This is a genomic window from Brachyspira pilosicoli, from assembly GCF_036997485.1.
GTDB lineage: Bacteria > Spirochaetota > Brachyspiria > Brachyspirales > Brachyspiraceae > Brachyspira > Brachyspira pilosicoli_C.
This window is the reverse complement of the sequence record NZ_JAWLPU010000002.1, coordinates 92,198-107,436: the sequence shown is the minus strand read 5'-3', so window position 1 is coordinate 107,436 and position 15,239 is coordinate 92,198. Positions and strand designations below refer to the sequence as shown.

At 26.3% G+C, this 15,239-nt stretch carries 16 protein-coding genes; 8 read left to right on the top strand and 8 right to left on the bottom strand.

Features of this window, described 5'->3' with window-relative positions; translation table 11 throughout:
- Positions 1–138: 138 nt before the first annotated feature.
- From R4I97_RS05840 to R4I97_RS05820, 5 genes are all read left to right on the top strand, one after another.
- Entirely contained in the window at positions 139–765 is a 627-nt protein-coding gene (locus tag R4I97_RS05840; protein ID WP_335784150.1) for a hypothetical protein, read from the top strand.
- Between the two features lie 70 nt (positions 766–835).
- Complete coding sequence (locus R4I97_RS05835; RefSeq protein WP_335784149.1) at positions 836–1,153, top strand: hypothetical protein; 318 nt, start codon at positions 836–838, stop codon at positions 1,151–1,153.
- Between the two features lie 4 nt (positions 1,154–1,157).
- Positions 1,158–1,589 (top strand): flavodoxin domain-containing protein, encoded by a 432-nt coding sequence (locus R4I97_RS05830; protein ID WP_335784148.1) that lies wholly within the window; start codon positions 1,158–1,160, stop codon positions 1,587–1,589.
- A 21-nt stretch (positions 1,590–1,610) separates the two neighbouring features.
- On the top strand, positions 1,611–2,225 hold the full coding sequence (locus tag R4I97_RS05825) for a cytidylate kinase-like family protein (RefSeq protein WP_335784147.1): 615 nt from the start codon (positions 1,611–1,613) through the stop codon (positions 2,223–2,225).
- A gap of 13 nt (positions 2,226–2,238) precedes the next feature.
- Positions 2,239–2,952, top strand: coding sequence for a phosphatase (locus R4I97_RS05820; protein ID WP_335784146.1), 714 nt, complete (start codon positions 2,239–2,241; stop codon positions 2,950–2,952).
- Between the two features lie 16 nt (positions 2,953–2,968).
- On the opposite strand, the gene rlmN is transcribed toward R4I97_RS05820, so the two are convergent.
- The 5 genes from rlmN to R4I97_RS05795 form a co-directional block, all read right to left on the bottom strand.
- Positions 2,969–3,997 carry a 23S rRNA (adenine(2503)-C(2))-methyltransferase RlmN gene (rlmN, locus tag R4I97_RS05815; RefSeq protein ID WP_335784145.1) on the bottom strand — a complete coding sequence of 343 codons (1,029 nt, stop codon included), beginning with the start codon at positions 3,995–3,997 and terminating at the stop codon, positions 2,969–2,971.
- 64 nt (positions 3,998–4,061) lie between these two features.
- A complete protein-coding gene (locus R4I97_RS05810; protein ID WP_335784144.1) occupies positions 4,062–4,301 on the bottom strand; it encodes a zinc ribbon domain-containing protein in 240 nt (79 codons plus the stop codon).
- Between the two features lie 69 nt (positions 4,302–4,370).
- A complete protein-coding gene (locus R4I97_RS05805) occupies positions 4,371–6,371 on the bottom strand; it encodes a S9 family peptidase (RefSeq protein ID WP_335784143.1) in 2,001 nt (666 codons plus the stop codon).
- Between the two features lie 26 nt (positions 6,372–6,397).
- Positions 6,398–7,324, bottom strand: coding sequence for a pseudouridine-5'-phosphate glycosidase (locus tag R4I97_RS05800; RefSeq protein WP_335784142.1), 927 nt, complete (start codon positions 7,322–7,324; stop codon positions 6,398–6,400).
- Positions 7,325–7,335: 11 nt separating this feature from the next.
- A complete protein-coding gene (locus R4I97_RS05795; protein WP_335784141.1) occupies positions 7,336–8,025 on the bottom strand; it encodes a hypothetical protein in 690 nt (229 codons plus the stop codon).
- A 1,295-nt stretch (positions 8,026–9,320) separates the two neighbouring features.
- Between R4I97_RS05795 and R4I97_RS05790 the strand changes: the two genes are divergently transcribed.
- From R4I97_RS05790 to R4I97_RS05780, 3 genes are all read left to right on the top strand, one after another.
- Positions 9,321–10,004, top strand: a complete 684-nt coding sequence (locus R4I97_RS05790) for a metallophosphoesterase (protein ID WP_335784537.1) — start codon at positions 9,321–9,323, stop codon at positions 10,002–10,004.
- Between the two features lie 70 nt (positions 10,005–10,074).
- A complete protein-coding gene (locus R4I97_RS05785; RefSeq protein ID WP_335784140.1) occupies positions 10,075–11,508 on the top strand; it encodes a fibronectin type III domain-containing protein in 1,434 nt (477 codons plus the stop codon).
- Between the two features lie 23 nt (positions 11,509–11,531).
- Positions 11,532–12,392: a hypothetical protein gene (locus R4I97_RS05780; protein WP_335784139.1), complete on the top strand. Its 861-nt coding sequence runs from the start codon at positions 11,532–11,534 to the stop codon at positions 12,390–12,392.
- 59 nt (positions 12,393–12,451) lie between these two features.
- Here R4I97_RS05780 and R4I97_RS05775 read toward each other — a convergent pair whose 3' ends face one another.
- From R4I97_RS05775 to R4I97_RS05765, 3 genes are all read right to left on the bottom strand, one after another.
- On the bottom strand, positions 12,452–13,402 hold the full coding sequence (locus tag R4I97_RS05775) for a DUF2156 domain-containing protein (RefSeq protein ID WP_335784138.1): 951 nt from the start codon (positions 13,400–13,402) through the stop codon (positions 12,452–12,454).
- Positions 13,403–13,503: 101 nt separating this feature from the next.
- Positions 13,504–14,133 (bottom strand): Crp/Fnr family transcriptional regulator, encoded by a 630-nt coding sequence (locus tag R4I97_RS05770; protein WP_297286585.1) that lies wholly within the window; start codon positions 14,131–14,133, stop codon positions 13,504–13,506.
- Between the two features lie 9 nt (positions 14,134–14,142).
- Positions 14,143–15,147, bottom strand: a complete 1,005-nt coding sequence (locus tag R4I97_RS05765; protein WP_335784137.1) for a tetratricopeptide repeat protein — start codon at positions 15,145–15,147, stop codon at positions 14,143–14,145.
- Positions 15,148–15,239 lie beyond the last annotated feature (92 nt).

Genomic DNA, 15,239 nt, shown 5'->3' with positions numbered 1-15,239 from the left:
TTTATTAGTTTCTTAGAAATCAATTTTAACACAAATTTAATTATATAATGGTTGCTTTTTTCTAAAATATTTACATACTTTTAAAGTAGATGCATTATAATTTACTTATAATAAGTATGTAAAGTTATGGAGGGAGCTATGATACGTGTTGCCTTTATTTTATTTATTTTTATGATGTCTATTTCATCGTGTCAACAACAGCGTCCTAATATACTTGCTCCAGAGAATATTATAACTGATCCGGAAACTAATTATATTTATATTACAAATTTTGTTACTAATAATGGAATAATTACTATAACCAGAAATCATATTAATAGCCAAATACCTGCTTTATCTTTTGAGGTTCCACATACACCAAAGGAAGTAAAAGAAGTATTTACTGATTTTATATATAAATCAATTCCTGATCCTTTGCCGGCTGTACCTTTATCTATGTCATTAAAATCAAAATGGAGAACAAGACCAACTTCTCCAATATCCACTAATGATGTTTATACTGCTTTTAAGGTGAAATTTGATGTATTTTTAGCTAATATAGGATGCAGTTTAAAAAACGACCCAGTATTATATCTGTTAGATGCCACTAAAGAAAACAATGTAAAAAATATTGAAGATGGAATTTGGTTCGCAATAGATTTTTACTTGCAAGGAAAAGAAGGTTTTCAATTTGAATCAGAAGAATTAGGTAAATTAATGACTAATGATAAAATAACTATAATGTTTATAGGGGCTTGTCAGACTGGACAGGTTTGGATAGATTAAAAAGTTATATTATCTTGACAAATAGTATATTATTAATATAATTATAATATCTTAGATAAGGACTTTTTATATGAAACGAATATTTTTTGTATTATCCATTATGTCTTTAATCTTTTTTGTTTCTTGTGAGAAAGATAAAAAAAATATAGAAAAACAAGTTGATAAATTACTTGAAAATGTTGATGAAAAAATAGATGAAGGATTAAATACTGCTAATGATGCTATAGACAATAGTTTAGATATGGCAGAGGAAGCTATAGACAATAGCTTGGATAAGGCAGGCGAAACTATAGAAGATGTAAAGAAAAATGCTGAAGATACTTTAAGTAAATCTTTAGAAGAGGCGTCAAAATCTATAGAAGAAGCAAAAGAAAATTTAAAAAAATAAATTTATGAATAAAAAAATAGCTATAGTTTTCTGGAGTAAAACAGGTAATACTAAGCTTATGGCAAATGCTCTTAAAGAATCTATAGAGCTTCAAAAGTATCAAGCAGACATGTTTAAAGCTTATAATTTTGATAAAAATAAAGCTGGGGAGTATTCTATAATAGCTTTAGGCTGTCCTGCTATGGGGGCTGAAACTTTAGAAGAGAGCGAGTTTTTGCCTATGTATAATAATATAAAACCGGTTCTTAAAAATAAAAGAGTATTTTTGTTTGGCTCTTATAGCTGGGGAGATGGAAAATGGATGAGAGATTGGGTTTGTGATGCAAAAAACAATGGTATTATTTTATTTAGAGAACCTATCATAGCAAAAGATAAACCTACTGATGATATATTATTAAAAATAAAAAAAGTAGGAATTGATTTGCTAAGCGATTAAAAATTATTGGAGGAAATCTTTATGGATAAAAAAATCGTTATTACTATTAGCAGAGAGTTTGGAAGCGGAGGAAGATATATAGGAGAAAATGTTGCTAAAAAATTAGGTATAGCTTTTTATGATAAGGCTATTATTGAAATGGCTTCTGATAAAACAGGATTTTCAGAAGATTATATTAAAGAAAATGAACAAAAATTAACCTCGCCTTCTCTTTTTAACTTTGCTATATCTGGTTCTTATGCTGGTAATATGGTATTTGGTAATGGAGAATCTTTACAAGATACTATGTTTTTTGCTCAGAGCAACGTTATTAAGGAGATTGCTAGTAAACATTCTTGCGTAATAGTTGGAAGATGCGCTGATTATGTTTTAGAAAAATTTGAAAATTGCATCAATGTATTTATACATTCAGATATGCAAAATAAAATAAATAGGGCAGTTAATGAATATAAATTAGATAGCAGCAGTGTAGAAAAAATCCTTAAAGATAGAGATAAATTAAGAGCTAAACATTATAATTATTATACTGGAAGAGTATGGGGAGATGCAAGAAATTATCATGCTTGTTTTAATAGCGATTATATAGGACTTCAAAAAGTAGAAGATATTATAGTAGATATGGCTAAAAATATATAAGGATTTACAACAAATGAAAATAATAGCTGATTTGCATACACATACAATAGTAAGCCAGCATGCTTTTAGTACTGTAGATGAAATTATAAATGCCGCCAAAGAAAGAGATTTTTTAGCTATTGCTATTACAGATCATGGGCCTAAATCTAGTGATGGTGCTAAACCCATACATTTTGGTTCTATGCATAATATACCTGAATATGTACGCGGAATTAGAGTACTTAAAGGAGCTGAAGCTAATATTATTGATTATGATGGAAATATTGATTTGAGAAAGAATACGCTTGAATGTTTGGATTTTGTTATAGCTTCTTATCATGAAGATTGTATTACACCTTCAAATATGGAATCACATACTAATGGATATATTGGTTTAATTAAAAATAATTATATTGATTGTCTTGGGCATGTGGGTAATCCCAAATTTGTATTTGATATGGAAAAGATAGTTAAACTTTGTAAAGAATACAATAAGCTGATAGAAATAAATTCTGCCTCTTTTAAAGTAAGAAAAGGAAGCGATAAAAATTGCAGAGAAGTGGCATTATTGTGTAAAAAATATAATTTAAATATTGTAGTGACTTCAGATTCTCATTCAAAGTACAATGTAGGTAATCATGAAGCGGCTTTGAACATGCTTGAAGCTATTAATTTCCCAGAAGATTTAGTTCTAAATGCTGATTTTGACAGGCTAATGAATTATCTAAATAATAGAAATAGAAATTAAGTATTATTTTATAATATTATTGATTTTTTATAGCAAGCTGTCCGCAGCCTGCTAAAATTTCTTGACCTTGTTTGAATCTTTCAACAACTTCTATTCCATTATCTTTTAATATAGATTTAAATCTCAATATAATATCTTTATTTGGTCTTTGAAGCTCTGGGGCATGCTCTACTGGATTCATAGGTATAATGTTTACTTTAAAAGGAAACTCTTTTTTTAAATTTACTAATCTATAAGCATCATTAACAGAATCATTAACATCTTTTATTAAAACCCACTCAAAAGTAATCATTCTTTTACCATTTTTACTGTATCTTTTAAGTATATTTATAAGGTTTTCTATAGGGTATCTTTTATTTATAGGCATTATTTTATCACGAACTTCATTTTTAAGTGAATGCAAGGAAACTGCCAATCTGCAATCTAAATCTCTATCTATTAATTGTTTTATCCCAGCAACTTCTCCTGATGTAGATATTGTGATATGTCTTATTCCTAAATTAAATCCCTTATAGGAGTTAATAGTATCTATTGCTTTAAATAAATTTTTTGTATTAGCCAAAGGTTCGCCCATACCCATAAAAACTATAGAATTAACTTTTTTTGTAACAGCACGCATTAATATAAACTCAGCAAGTATTTCATCAGCAGTGAGATTTCGAGATAATCCCATGCTTCCAGTAGCACAGAATGCACATCCATATCCGCAACCAACCTGCGATGATAAACAAAAAGTTACTCTGTCATTTTTGCCGAGTATTACAGATTCTATTTTTTTCTTATCATATAATGATATAAGTAATTTTCTTGTACCATACTCATCTTCTGTAATAGATTCTATTTTAGAATTATGTATAAAATAATTTTCATCTAATAATGCTCTTAAATCTTTTGGAATATTACTCATCTCATCAAAAGAGATAGCATATTTTTTATATATCCAATTTAGTATTTGAGATGCATGAAACTTAGGAAAATTATTTTCAATACAGAATTTAGATAAATCCTCTTCTGATACATTCATTATAGATATTTTTTTTGGCATACAACTTAATTTTTTATTATATATTTTTATAGCTTATAACCTATAAGCTTATTAATCAAACTCCTCAGCAGCTTGTCTTAGGTTTATTTGAACTGCTTGAAGAAGATGAAGATGTACTATTTTTTCCTTTATAATCATTAACATAAAAGCCAGAACCTTTAAATATTACTCCAGCGTTTAAAGAAATTATTCTTTTAGCACTTCCTTTACATATAGGACATTTAGCCTTAGGTTCAGCAGTAATAGACTGAAACTCTTCAAACTCATGTCCGCATTTTTTGCATTTATATTCATAAGTAGGCATAGTTTTTAATCTCCCAATCAATTTAATAAAACAATATATATCAAAATAAAAATCTGTCAAGTATATAATTTACTTTAAATATTTTTCAAACCAATCAGTAATTTCTTTTAACCTTCTAAGTCTATGTTTTGGTTTTCCGCTTCTTGAAAGTTCATGATTTTCGCCTTTAAATAAGCATAATCTTGAATCAACACCATAATATTTCAAAGCGGTAAACATTTGAAAGGCTTGAGTTTGATAACATCTATAATCTTCTTCGCTATGTATAAATAGGGTAGGAGTCTTAGCATTATTAGCATATTTTAATGGAGACTGTTCCCATAACTTATCAAAACCCTTCCATACATCTCCGCCTAACTCATCAGGATTGAAATAATAACCTATATCAGTAGTGCCGAAATCATCTATCCAGTTTGATATAGAACGCTGAGAAACTGCACATTTAAACCTATCAGTATGACCGATTACCCAATTAACCATAAACCCTCCGTAAGAACCGCCTGTCACTCCAAGTTTATTTTTATCTATATTGGTATATTTATCAAGAACGATATCCGTAAACTTCATCATGTCTTCATAATCTATAGTTCCGTATATTTTTCTTATATCAGCAAATGCATTTCCTTTTCCTTCGCTTCCTCGAGGATTGCAGAAAAATACAAAATAACCCATATTAGCCCAAACCTGCATTTCATTGAAAAATATTTCTCCATAATCTGTTTTTGGCCCGCCATGTATATCAAGTATTGCAGGATATTTTTTATTTTCATCATAATTTATTGGCTTTAATACCCAGCCATCTATTTCAAAATTATTAGGAGTCTTGAATGAAACTTTCTCCGGTATTGATAAACTTTTATCTTTTAAAATATCTTCATTGAAATGAGTTAATTGTTTTTCTGTTTCTTTATTAATACAATATATTTCTTCAAGTTTCAAATCTCTAAAACCTATAAAATATATATTATCATCAGAAACATCAAAGTAATTAACTGCTCCTTGTTTATTAGTGATATTTTTTATATTTCCTTTTAAATCCAAGCATTTAATATGAGCATTTTCATTTTCCGTTCCTACAAAATATATTTGATTTTTATAAACTTTAATATAGTTGCCGCCTCCAAAAGAACAGTCTGTTCCTATCATATTTCCAAATCCATTATCATAATAATATATAAAATTAATATTATTATTTTCATCTATTAAATAGAAACTGCTGTTTTCATTAAGTCCGTATTTTTTCATGTCTGTCATAACAGAGATAATTTTTTCTTTATTATCATTATCAATTATAAAATCAGCAAAGTATATTGCATATTTATTAGAATCTATAATAATTTTTTCTTTTATATTATCAAGGTCATTTATATCATATAAGCGAAGTTCCGAAGTTGTAGGAGCTTTGTCTTTAAAAGAGTTTATAATACATATTACTTTTCCATCTTTATATTTAAAAGAATTAACATTGCTGTATTCATCTGTAATGGCAGTTAATTTGTTTTCTTTTTTATTGTAATGATAAAGCCTCTCTCTTTTTTTATTTGTAATTCCTACATTATTAAACCAAAATGGAATTTCATCAAACACTTCATAATCAACTTCTTCTTTTGCCCATTCTAAATAATTTTCTTCTTTTCTTTTTTTCTCTCTATTAATATCATAAATTGCTTTTATTAAAAAATTGTTTTCATCTATTGAGTATAAATCTACTACTTCAAGCTCAATGTTAAATAAACTCTCTGCTTCTCCTCCATTAATATTTATAGAATAAAACAAAGAATAGTCAATAAACTCTTCATCTTTTTTCATTTTTAATTCTTCATCTCTTAATGATGATTTAAATATTACTGTATCATTATTAAGCCAAGAAACAAGAGAAGCATCTTTTACTGAAGTGAGTTTATATATTTTATTTTTTTCAATATTATAAATAAAAGCATCAGAGATATAGTTGTTTTTCTCATAATCTTGATTGCTTTTTATAAATAATAAATTTTTACTATCTTTTGAAAGTTCTATATTAGATAAAAAAGTAAAATTTAGAAAATCTTTAATATTTAAACTTTCCATATGAATAAAATCCGAAAATATATTTATTATTTTTGTAAGTTTGAATAATTATAAGCTATATTAGCAGCCACACGGCAATTATTATAAACTAACTCTTTATTAGCTTTAAGACTCTTGTTTTCTGTTACACTATGAAGCTTAGCCAATATAAAAGGAGTTACTTTTTTACCAGATATATTTTTATCTTTTGCTTCTTTTACAGTATTTTCTATTACTTTGTCTATATAGCTTTTATCCATTTCGTATTCTTCAGGTATAGGATTGCATACAACAACTCCACCATCTAAACCTAAAGACCATTTTGTGTGAAGAATATTTGCTATATCTTCTATTGAGTCTATTTTATAATCAACATCAAAACCGCTGTCTCTTGTATAAAAATTAGGGAATTTAGAAGTTTTATAACCAAGTACAGGTACCCCAAAAGTTTCAAGATATTCTAAAGTAAGTCCCAAATCTAATATTGATTTAGCACCCGCACATACAACAGCAACATTTGTCTTAGCAAGTTCTTGTAGATCTGCCGATATATCAAAAGTATCCTGTGCATATCTATGAACTCCGCCAATTCCTCCTGTGGCAAATACTTTTATTCCGGCAAGAGAAGAAGCTATCATAGTTGTAGTTACGGTTGTAGCACCATCTTTTTTTAAAGCAAGTATTGCAGGTAAATCTCTCCTGCTTGCCTTAATGATATCTTTGGTGCTTCCCATATATTCAAGCTCATCTTTGTTTAAACCTATTTTTATTTTGCCTTTTATTATTGCAATAGTAGCTGGTACAGCATTATTTTCTCTAATTATTTTTTCACAATTTAAAGCACTTTCTATGTTTTCAGGATAAGGCATACCATGCGATATTATTGTGCTTTCTAATGCAACTACTGCCTTTTTTTCATCTAAGGAAGTTTTTACCTCTTCACTAATATCCAAAAAATTATCTAATTTATTCATTTATTAATATCCTACCTGTTTCCAATAAAATTGAAAAAATATCCAAATTGTAATCCTATATCTAATGAACTTATAGACTTATTTGCAATTCTAATATCGCTTAAATAACCATTGTTGTTGAAATTTAAAGCGAAATCATAATTAACATATAGTCCTATAAGCAGATAATTTAATATATGGAAATCTAAAGAAAATTTCACATACGGTATTAAAGCATTTTCAAAAATATCACTTATATCGCCTCTATCAAGATAATATTTTCTATTATATGCATATTCTAAAGAACTATTTTCTAAACGATAAGTACCGCTAATAGGAATTTTCACTCCGCCGCCTCCAGATAAAGACATAAAAAAGAAATGAAACTTAAATACTCCTCCTATCATAAAACTATCAAATTGATAATTTTCAGTTGCTCTATTTCCATTTATATCATATTTTAAAGCATAAGAATCATGATAATACCCAATATCTGCAAGTATTGATATGGCTGTATTGTCAGTTATATCATTTCTCATTCCAACTAAAAAAGAATAACCCATATCAAAATCTCTAAAACTTGACGGCAGCATCGAAGATGAATCAGCAACAGCACCGCTCATACCAAATTGAGCTATGAATCCTAAGCTTAAACTAACAGCACTAAGATTATAGTAGAATATTGAACTAATTAATAATACAAACAAAAATACCTTTTTCATTGTTCTCTCCCAATTAAATAGTTTAATATAACTATTTTAAAAGTCAAGTAAATAACAAAATAGTAAATAAAATTATATAAATAAAATTGTAATAAAGTAGAAACTCTCTTTTTTTTATTATAGATAAAATTATATTGTATATTGCATTAAATAGTATAATTACTATAAAAAATTTCATGTTAGAAGCATCTTTTATTATTAGAAATAAAGAAAATAGAATAATAAATGCATTTGATATTATATAACAAACATATTCATATTTATCTAATTTTTTATCTGCTCTAAACAAGAAAATTATTTTTATAAATAAAATTAAAAATAAAATATATAAATAAAAAAATAATTTATGAGATAATAATACATTGTTTTTGAAATTTAATATTATCAATGATAGAGAGCTTATTGATATAAATATACTTATAGTTCTTGATATTGTTATTGATAATTTGGTGTTTGTCATTTTATTATATAGTGAATAAGCAAAATATATTATAGAAGAGCTTAATATAATAAATATACTATAAAATATTTTTAAGTTGAGCATATTGTTTTTTAGTAAAAATATAGTTAGTTTCTTTATGTCTAGTTTATTATTAAATTTCATTAAAGAAAATATTGATATAAAAATAGCAAATAATATAAAATATAATAAAAAAGCCCATATAATAATTTCAGCTATCATAGTGTAGAAATCATATAAATTAGATATTTGTTTTATATTATATTTAATATATGAAAGAGACAATGCAAAAATAATAAGCATGTTGGCTGAGAATATATGAATTAATAATCTTATATATTCTTTTGATATACTCATTTTTGTTAATAGTTCATACGGTAAATTATATAAATAAATTGATATTATAAATATTATTATTGCTGTTATAATTATTGATTTTAAGCATATTTTATTGATTGAGAATAAAAAGCTAAATATAAAAAAACTAATCGGTATCAAAAAAGAAAATAATATTTTTAAAAGCAAAACAAATTCACTGTTAAAAAATATTTCCAAATTATATAAATTGTTTGTAAGTTTATAAATATCTATTGTAACAAATGGCACTATATAAATAATGGAAATTATTAGAATAAAACCAATAGCTATTATAAGATTTTTATTTATATTTATTTTATACATTAACATTCCTAATTGATTAGTGATTATAAATCTTTTATTATACTCTGTCAATAAATTATATATGTAATGGTTATATGGAAATATGCTTGATTTTTCATTATTATGTAATTATACTTTAAATATTATTCATTTTTTGGGGGATAACAGATATAATATGAAGGTTGCTGCTATTGGGGATTTACATGGCAAGTCTTGCTGGAAAGATTTATTAAAAGATAATAATTTTGATAAGATAGTTTTTTTAGGTGATTATAGTGATGATAGCTGGGTTAGTTTTACAGATAAAGAGATTCTTGATAATTTAAAAGATGTTATAGAGTTTAAAAGAAATAATAATTCTAAAGTTGAGCTTCTTATAGGAAATCATGATTTTCAGTATATAGTTGGATATCCTACAGCAAGCAGATATAGAAAAAGTTATGCTTGTGAACTTAATAAAATTTTTAATGATAATAAAGATATATTTAATGTAGTTTATGTATTAAAAGATTATATATTTACTCATGCTGGAATTACAAATGGTTGGATTAACTATATAAAGAAAAAATATGATATTAAAGATTTTACTGATATAACAAAAAACATTAATATGGTTTATTCAAATTGCAAAGAAGATTGTAATATTGCCTCTTATAGAAGGGGAGGAATGAATAAGTTTGCTGGCATACTATGGGCAGATATTGGTGATTTGCAAGAAGATGGATGTTTTGATTATAATCAGGTTGTAGGACATAATAGAGTAAAAGTAAATACAGTTATAGAAAAAAATAATCATAAAATCTATATGTGCGATAATTTTGATAGTGATGACAGCCATTTAATTGTATTAGATGTTTAACATAAAAAACATATTTTTTTAATAATGTAAAATTAATTATATCCGAATAGTTATATAGTAATATTTTAATATGGGTTTAAATATGCGATATATAGCTATTTTTATGGCTTTTACACTAAGTTTTGCTTTAAATATTAATGCTGCTCAAAGCATCTATAACATATTTGCAGATACCAACAATATATATTCTAGCAGTCTTAATAATATAACTAATAGTTTTAGTTTAAATAATACAGGAAGTGTATCTTATAATAAAAATATATCGAGTCTGTTTTCAAAAGATATAATGAACAAAGTAAATTATTCTGGTATAACTTATAGTAAAGATATAAAGTTTATGGAAGGAGCGAATGCGGGAATAGGAATTTTATTTCCAAACATAAAATCTTTTGTTAAGATAGAAAATAAAGGTTATTCATTTTTTGATAATTTATTATTAAATAGTTTTACAATAGAGTTTTATTTAAATCCATATAAGATGAGAATGAATTCAAAAGTATTATCTAAGACATCTATATATAAAGATGGTGATACTATCAAATATGCTGGTATTAGAGCTAATATAATAGACGGCCGTTTAGTTTGGCAGTTTAATAATTTATTCATGTATAATGGAAAATATACTAATGTTACTTTATCTGAAGGGGAATATTTAAAAGAAAATGAATGGAGACATCATAGCATTAGTTTCGATTCTAAAACAGGAAAGTTAGTAAAATACATAGATGGGCTTGAAGATCAGGTTATTTATTTAACTAGTACAGGAGATAGAATGGGTTCTCCGTATGTATTGGATACAAGTAATATTGGCGTTGCACCAATATATTTAGGTCAGGGTTTTATAGGCGGTATGGATGGTTTTTATTTTAGTCCTGACTATAAAAGAGATTTTAATTTAGAAAAATATTTGCCAAACGGAGAAGTATTAAGCAAAGTAATGCAATTTAATAATGATAATATTTTTATAGACGAGATAAATTACATAGCTAAAACTAATAATGCTACAGGAGTATATGTTTATTATAGAACTTCTAATGAATATTTCTCTGAAGAAGACAGCAATATAGAATGGACACTTTTAGATTCAACCAATAATATTATAATGAGTCCTAAGATAAAATATATTCAAGTCAAAGCATTATTAGAAAGTGATTCATCTATGGAATATAGTCCTTTATTAAATAAGGTTGAGATAGTTTATCATGAAGGAAGAACTCCTCAGGCACCTACTAATTTGAAGGCTATTGTTGCTAATAATTCTATAGTTTTAAATTGGGAAGGAAGTCATGAAAATGTAAGCGGATATAAAATATATTACGGCACTAAATCTGGAATATATAATGATTATAATCCTATTATAGTTAATGGCAATCAAACTGAGTATGTTATTAATAATTTAGAATATGGTAAGCTTTACTACTTTAGGGTAACAACTATAGGTGGTGAAGGCGGAGATATAGAAAGTGAATTTTCTAGCGAAGTTTATGCTAGACCTTTTCACTAATATATAATTTAAGGAGAAATACTGTGTCTATCAATACTAAAGCTATAAAGTTGAGTAATCTTGCCGAAGAATTATTGAAGAAAGGAATTAATACTGAAGCAGTAGAGGCATTGAAAAGAAGTATTAGATTAAGTAATGGTGAAGATATGAAATCTTATTTAAAAATAGCTATTACTTTATTTAATAATGGAGATTATGAGCATGCTAAGGTTTTCTTAAATACTTTCTTAGAATATTGGATGGCAGCTGAAGCTTATTTTATATTAGGCTCTATTTCCAAAAAAGAATGCAAATTGCAAGAGGCTTTTGAACATTATAAAAAGGGTGTTGCTTTATATAATGGAGATGATCTTGTACCTTATTATGAGTTTTTATCTTTATGTAATATTTTAAAAGAAGAGGATAAGGGAGTAGACACAGCTAAATATATATTAAAAATAGACAATAGAGATAGAATAGCTTTGGTATTTTTGGCTAATTATTTTTTTGCTAACAAGAAGTATAAAGAGGCTATGAAATTTTATGAGGTTTTAGTTGATAATAACTTAGCTGATTATAATGATTATCATTATTATGGAGTTTGTTTGCATGAATTAAAAGATTATAAGAGGGCAGAAAACATGTATTTACAGGCTTTAGAAATGTATCCTGCTGATAGCCCTGAAACTATAGCTTTAAAAAATTTAAGAAACAGAAAATTAGAAGATAATTACCCTAATATAGAAAAAAGCAAAAAAGAATATTTAGATAATATAAAACATTCTCCAAAATCAAGCGATTATTTCCATTTAGGAAACATTGAATTTATTAATGGTAATTATGACAAAGCTTCAGAGTTGTACTCTAAAGCTAAAGAGCTTTATTTAGACAAAGTATGTGTTTGATTTATATATATAAAGCCCTATAGGTTAAAAAATCTATAGGGCTTGTTTATTTATTTTCCTTATTTTCCAGTACAAAATCCAGAATATTTTTCTACAAACTTAACAGGGTTATAAGACAATTTGGCTTTTCTAAGTCCTAAATCACCAACATCCTGCTCTCTATTTACAAACTTATATCCTTCTCTTTTATTGTTTTCTAAAAATAGTCTATTTATAGCCTGATAGCTTCCTTTATAATCTCTGTCTCCTCTCTCAGAATGCACTACTATAGTATCTCTCATAGTAAAATCTGCTATAGTGTATGCTGCTATTTTTTTATTTATATATATAACCCCGCCAGTTATGCCGTCAATTTCTCTCCAATTATTTATAAGACTATTTATCATCATAATATCTGCCTCAGCACGAACTTCATGTGTTAATAATTTATTTTTGTCAAAAGCTTCACATTCTGTTTTTATCTCTTCGTTATTATTATTGCTTTCTATTTCATTTATTTCCCACTTTTTTTCAAACTCAAATATATCTTTAATCATTTCTTCATTTTCTATATCTATATTTTTATATTCAAAATCATTTTTTATAAATTGATTATATAAGTTTTTTTTGTTATGAAATTTTTTGCCGCTTAAATTAATTAATTCATCAACATCATATAAATATTCCCATTCATCTCTCACTTCTTTAACACTTATTTTAGTGTATTTTTCCCAAAATAAAGCTAATTCTTTAGGTATTCTAATTATAGATTCTTTCGATATTTCACAAGGACTCATCTCATTACAAAAATTAGTATTAAACCAATCTCCGACAGGCGCCCAATATATTGTGTACGGCGAGCGCTGTCTAATCCATACTAATTTTTCTGTAAAAGCCCATTCAAGCATATATATATCTTTAAGACCAAATAGGTTCATAAAAGTATAGTCTGCAGACTGTTCTGGAGTAATAGAAAAATATTTATTATATAATTTTTGTTTATCTAAGCTTATAGGTTCAAATTCAAGCATAACTGTATTTCCTTTATTTAAATATAATACAAGAGTAATAATATAGAATTATTATATACTAAAAATCTTTTAGCAATTTATCGAATAGTATAAAAGAAAAATTATTTTTTTCTTTTTAAATCTATTTGTCTTTGTATTTCTTTTAAGTTTCTTACCTTTATTGTATTGGTATATACATCAATTTTACCAGATTTAATTAAATTATTTAATACTTTCTGTACATCATTAATATTTATACCGCACCAATTAGCTATATCAGCTATAGTAGCATTTAATTCTTGAGGGTCATAATAATGGTCTCTTGGTATATTTTGAAGTTCAGCCAATAATAATAAGCAATCATAAACTCTCAAATCAGTTTCTGGTAATTGAAGTATTAATAATCTTCTTTTGGCATCAAATATTCTTTTTGCAAGCATTTTAGATAATTTTAATGCCATAGCTGTGTTGTTTCCTAATATTGTTTGGAAGTTTTCTTTTGTTAATTCAAGCAATGTAGTAGGTTCATTTGCTATAGCAGAAGCACTTCTTGTTGTACCTTCAAGTATAGCCATCTCTCCAAAGAAATCTCCAGGGTAAACTATATCTAATAATTTTTCTACATCTTTTATTACTTTGGTTATTTTTACAGAACCGCTTTGAACCATATAAAATTTATTACCTGTTTCAAATTCCAAAAATATTATATCATCAGCTTCATATTTTTTTGTATGTGAATATATATTATCCATCTTTTATCCTTAATTAAGTTTTTGTATGCTGTCATTAGCCTCTTGTGATAAGCTATCCATAGGAGGTATAGACATAACTTTTTGATAATATGCCTTTGCCTTATCTTTATCTCCAATACTTGCAAAACTTTTTCCCAAATATAATATAGCCTCTTTTACATTTTTTGACTTAGGATAAGTTTTTATTGCTGATAATAAAACCTTATTAGCATTATCATATTTATTAATATAATAATATGCCTTTCCCATATAAAATATTGAGTTTTCTGCCACATCTTTATCTTCATTTTTTATAAGAGCATTGAACGATTTTATAGCATTCACATAATCTCCTCTCTCATAAAACTCTAAGGCTCTGTCATAATCTTTATTGTTAATAGAGTGATTTTCTATAGAGGTATTCGGTTTTATTATTTTTTGTTCTTCTGTTGTGTTGTCTTCTAATGGAGCTATATTACTATCATCTGTGATATTTAATAGATTTTTACATTCCTTTATTCTCTGTTCTACAGTGTGATAAAATACAGAATCTTCATCGGCAGATTGTATGTATCTTTTATAGGCATATAGTGCGTTTTTATATTTTTTAGCTTTGAAATAAAACTCACCGATATTATATAATCCTTCCAATGGTGAAGGACCTTCTTCATCTATTGTATTTTCTACTAATATGCCTACTTTTTTATTTATTCTTCTTAATTGATTTGAAAATACTTTAAGCATTTTTATAATTATTGGCTTATTTTTTGAAACTAAACTTTCAAACTCACTATATGTTAAAATAATGATAACACAATCTGTTAAACATTGAACAGTATCTTCTTGAGGGTAAGTACCTAATATACTCTTTACTCCAAAAAACTCACCTATATTAATTAATTCTCTAGTTTCATGCCCTGTCTCTTCCGACAAAAATATGCTCTGGGCTTGACCCTGCTTTAGAATATAAACTCTATCAGAATTATCTCCAGCAAAATATACTATAGATCCTGCTTTATATACTCTTGTTTGCATTATTGTTTCCTTAAAATATTTTGGATATTTCTTATTACTAAAGTTAATTTTATCACTAATAAACCTTTTTTCAAGTTATTTTTTAGCATTTT

Coding starts and splice junctions, on each gene's coding strand:
- R4I97_RS05840 (WP_335784150.1), top strand. CDS start 139: ATGATACGTGTTGCCTTTATTTTATTTATTTTTATGATGTCTATTTCA.
- R4I97_RS05835 (WP_335784149.1), top strand. CDS start 836: ATGAAACGAATATTTTTTGTATTATCCATTATGTCTTTAATCTTTTTT.
- R4I97_RS05830 (WP_335784148.1), top strand. CDS start 1,158: ATGAATAAAAAAATAGCTATAGTTTTCTGGAGTAAAACAGGTAATACT.
- R4I97_RS05825 (WP_335784147.1), top strand. CDS start 1,611: ATGGATAAAAAAATCGTTATTACTATTAGCAGAGAGTTTGGAAGCGGA.
- R4I97_RS05820 (WP_335784146.1), top strand. CDS start 2,239: ATGAAAATAATAGCTGATTTGCATACACATACAATAGTAAGCCAGCAT.
- rlmN (WP_335784145.1), bottom strand. CDS start 3,997: ATGCCAAAAAAAATATCTATAATGAATGTATCAGAAGAGGATTTATCT.
- R4I97_RS05810 (WP_335784144.1), bottom strand. CDS start 4,301: ATGCCTACTTATGAATATAAATGCAAAAAATGCGGACATGAGTTTGAA.
- R4I97_RS05805 (WP_335784143.1), bottom strand. CDS start 6,371: ATGGAAAGTTTAAATATTAAAGATTTTCTAAATTTTACTTTTTTATCT.
- R4I97_RS05800 (WP_335784142.1), bottom strand. CDS start 7,324: ATGAATAAATTAGATAATTTTTTGGATATTAGTGAAGAGGTAAAAACT.
- R4I97_RS05795 (WP_335784141.1), bottom strand. CDS start 8,025: ATGAAAAAGGTATTTTTGTTTGTATTATTAATTAGTTCAATATTCTAC.
- R4I97_RS05790 (WP_335784537.1), top strand. CDS start 9,321: ATGAAGGTTGCTGCTATTGGGGATTTACATGGCAAGTCTTGCTGGAAA.
- R4I97_RS05785 (WP_335784140.1), top strand. CDS start 10,075: ATGGGTTTAAATATGCGATATATAGCTATTTTTATGGCTTTTACACTA.
- R4I97_RS05775 (WP_335784138.1), bottom strand. CDS start 13,402: ATGCTTGAATTTGAACCTATAAGCTTAGATAAACAAAAATTATATAAT.
- R4I97_RS05770 (WP_297286585.1), bottom strand. CDS start 14,133: ATGGATAATATATATTCACATACAAAAAAATATGAAGCTGATGATATA.
- R4I97_RS05765 (WP_335784137.1), bottom strand. CDS start 15,147: ATGCAAACAAGAGTATATAAAGCAGGATCTATAGTATATTTTGCTGGA.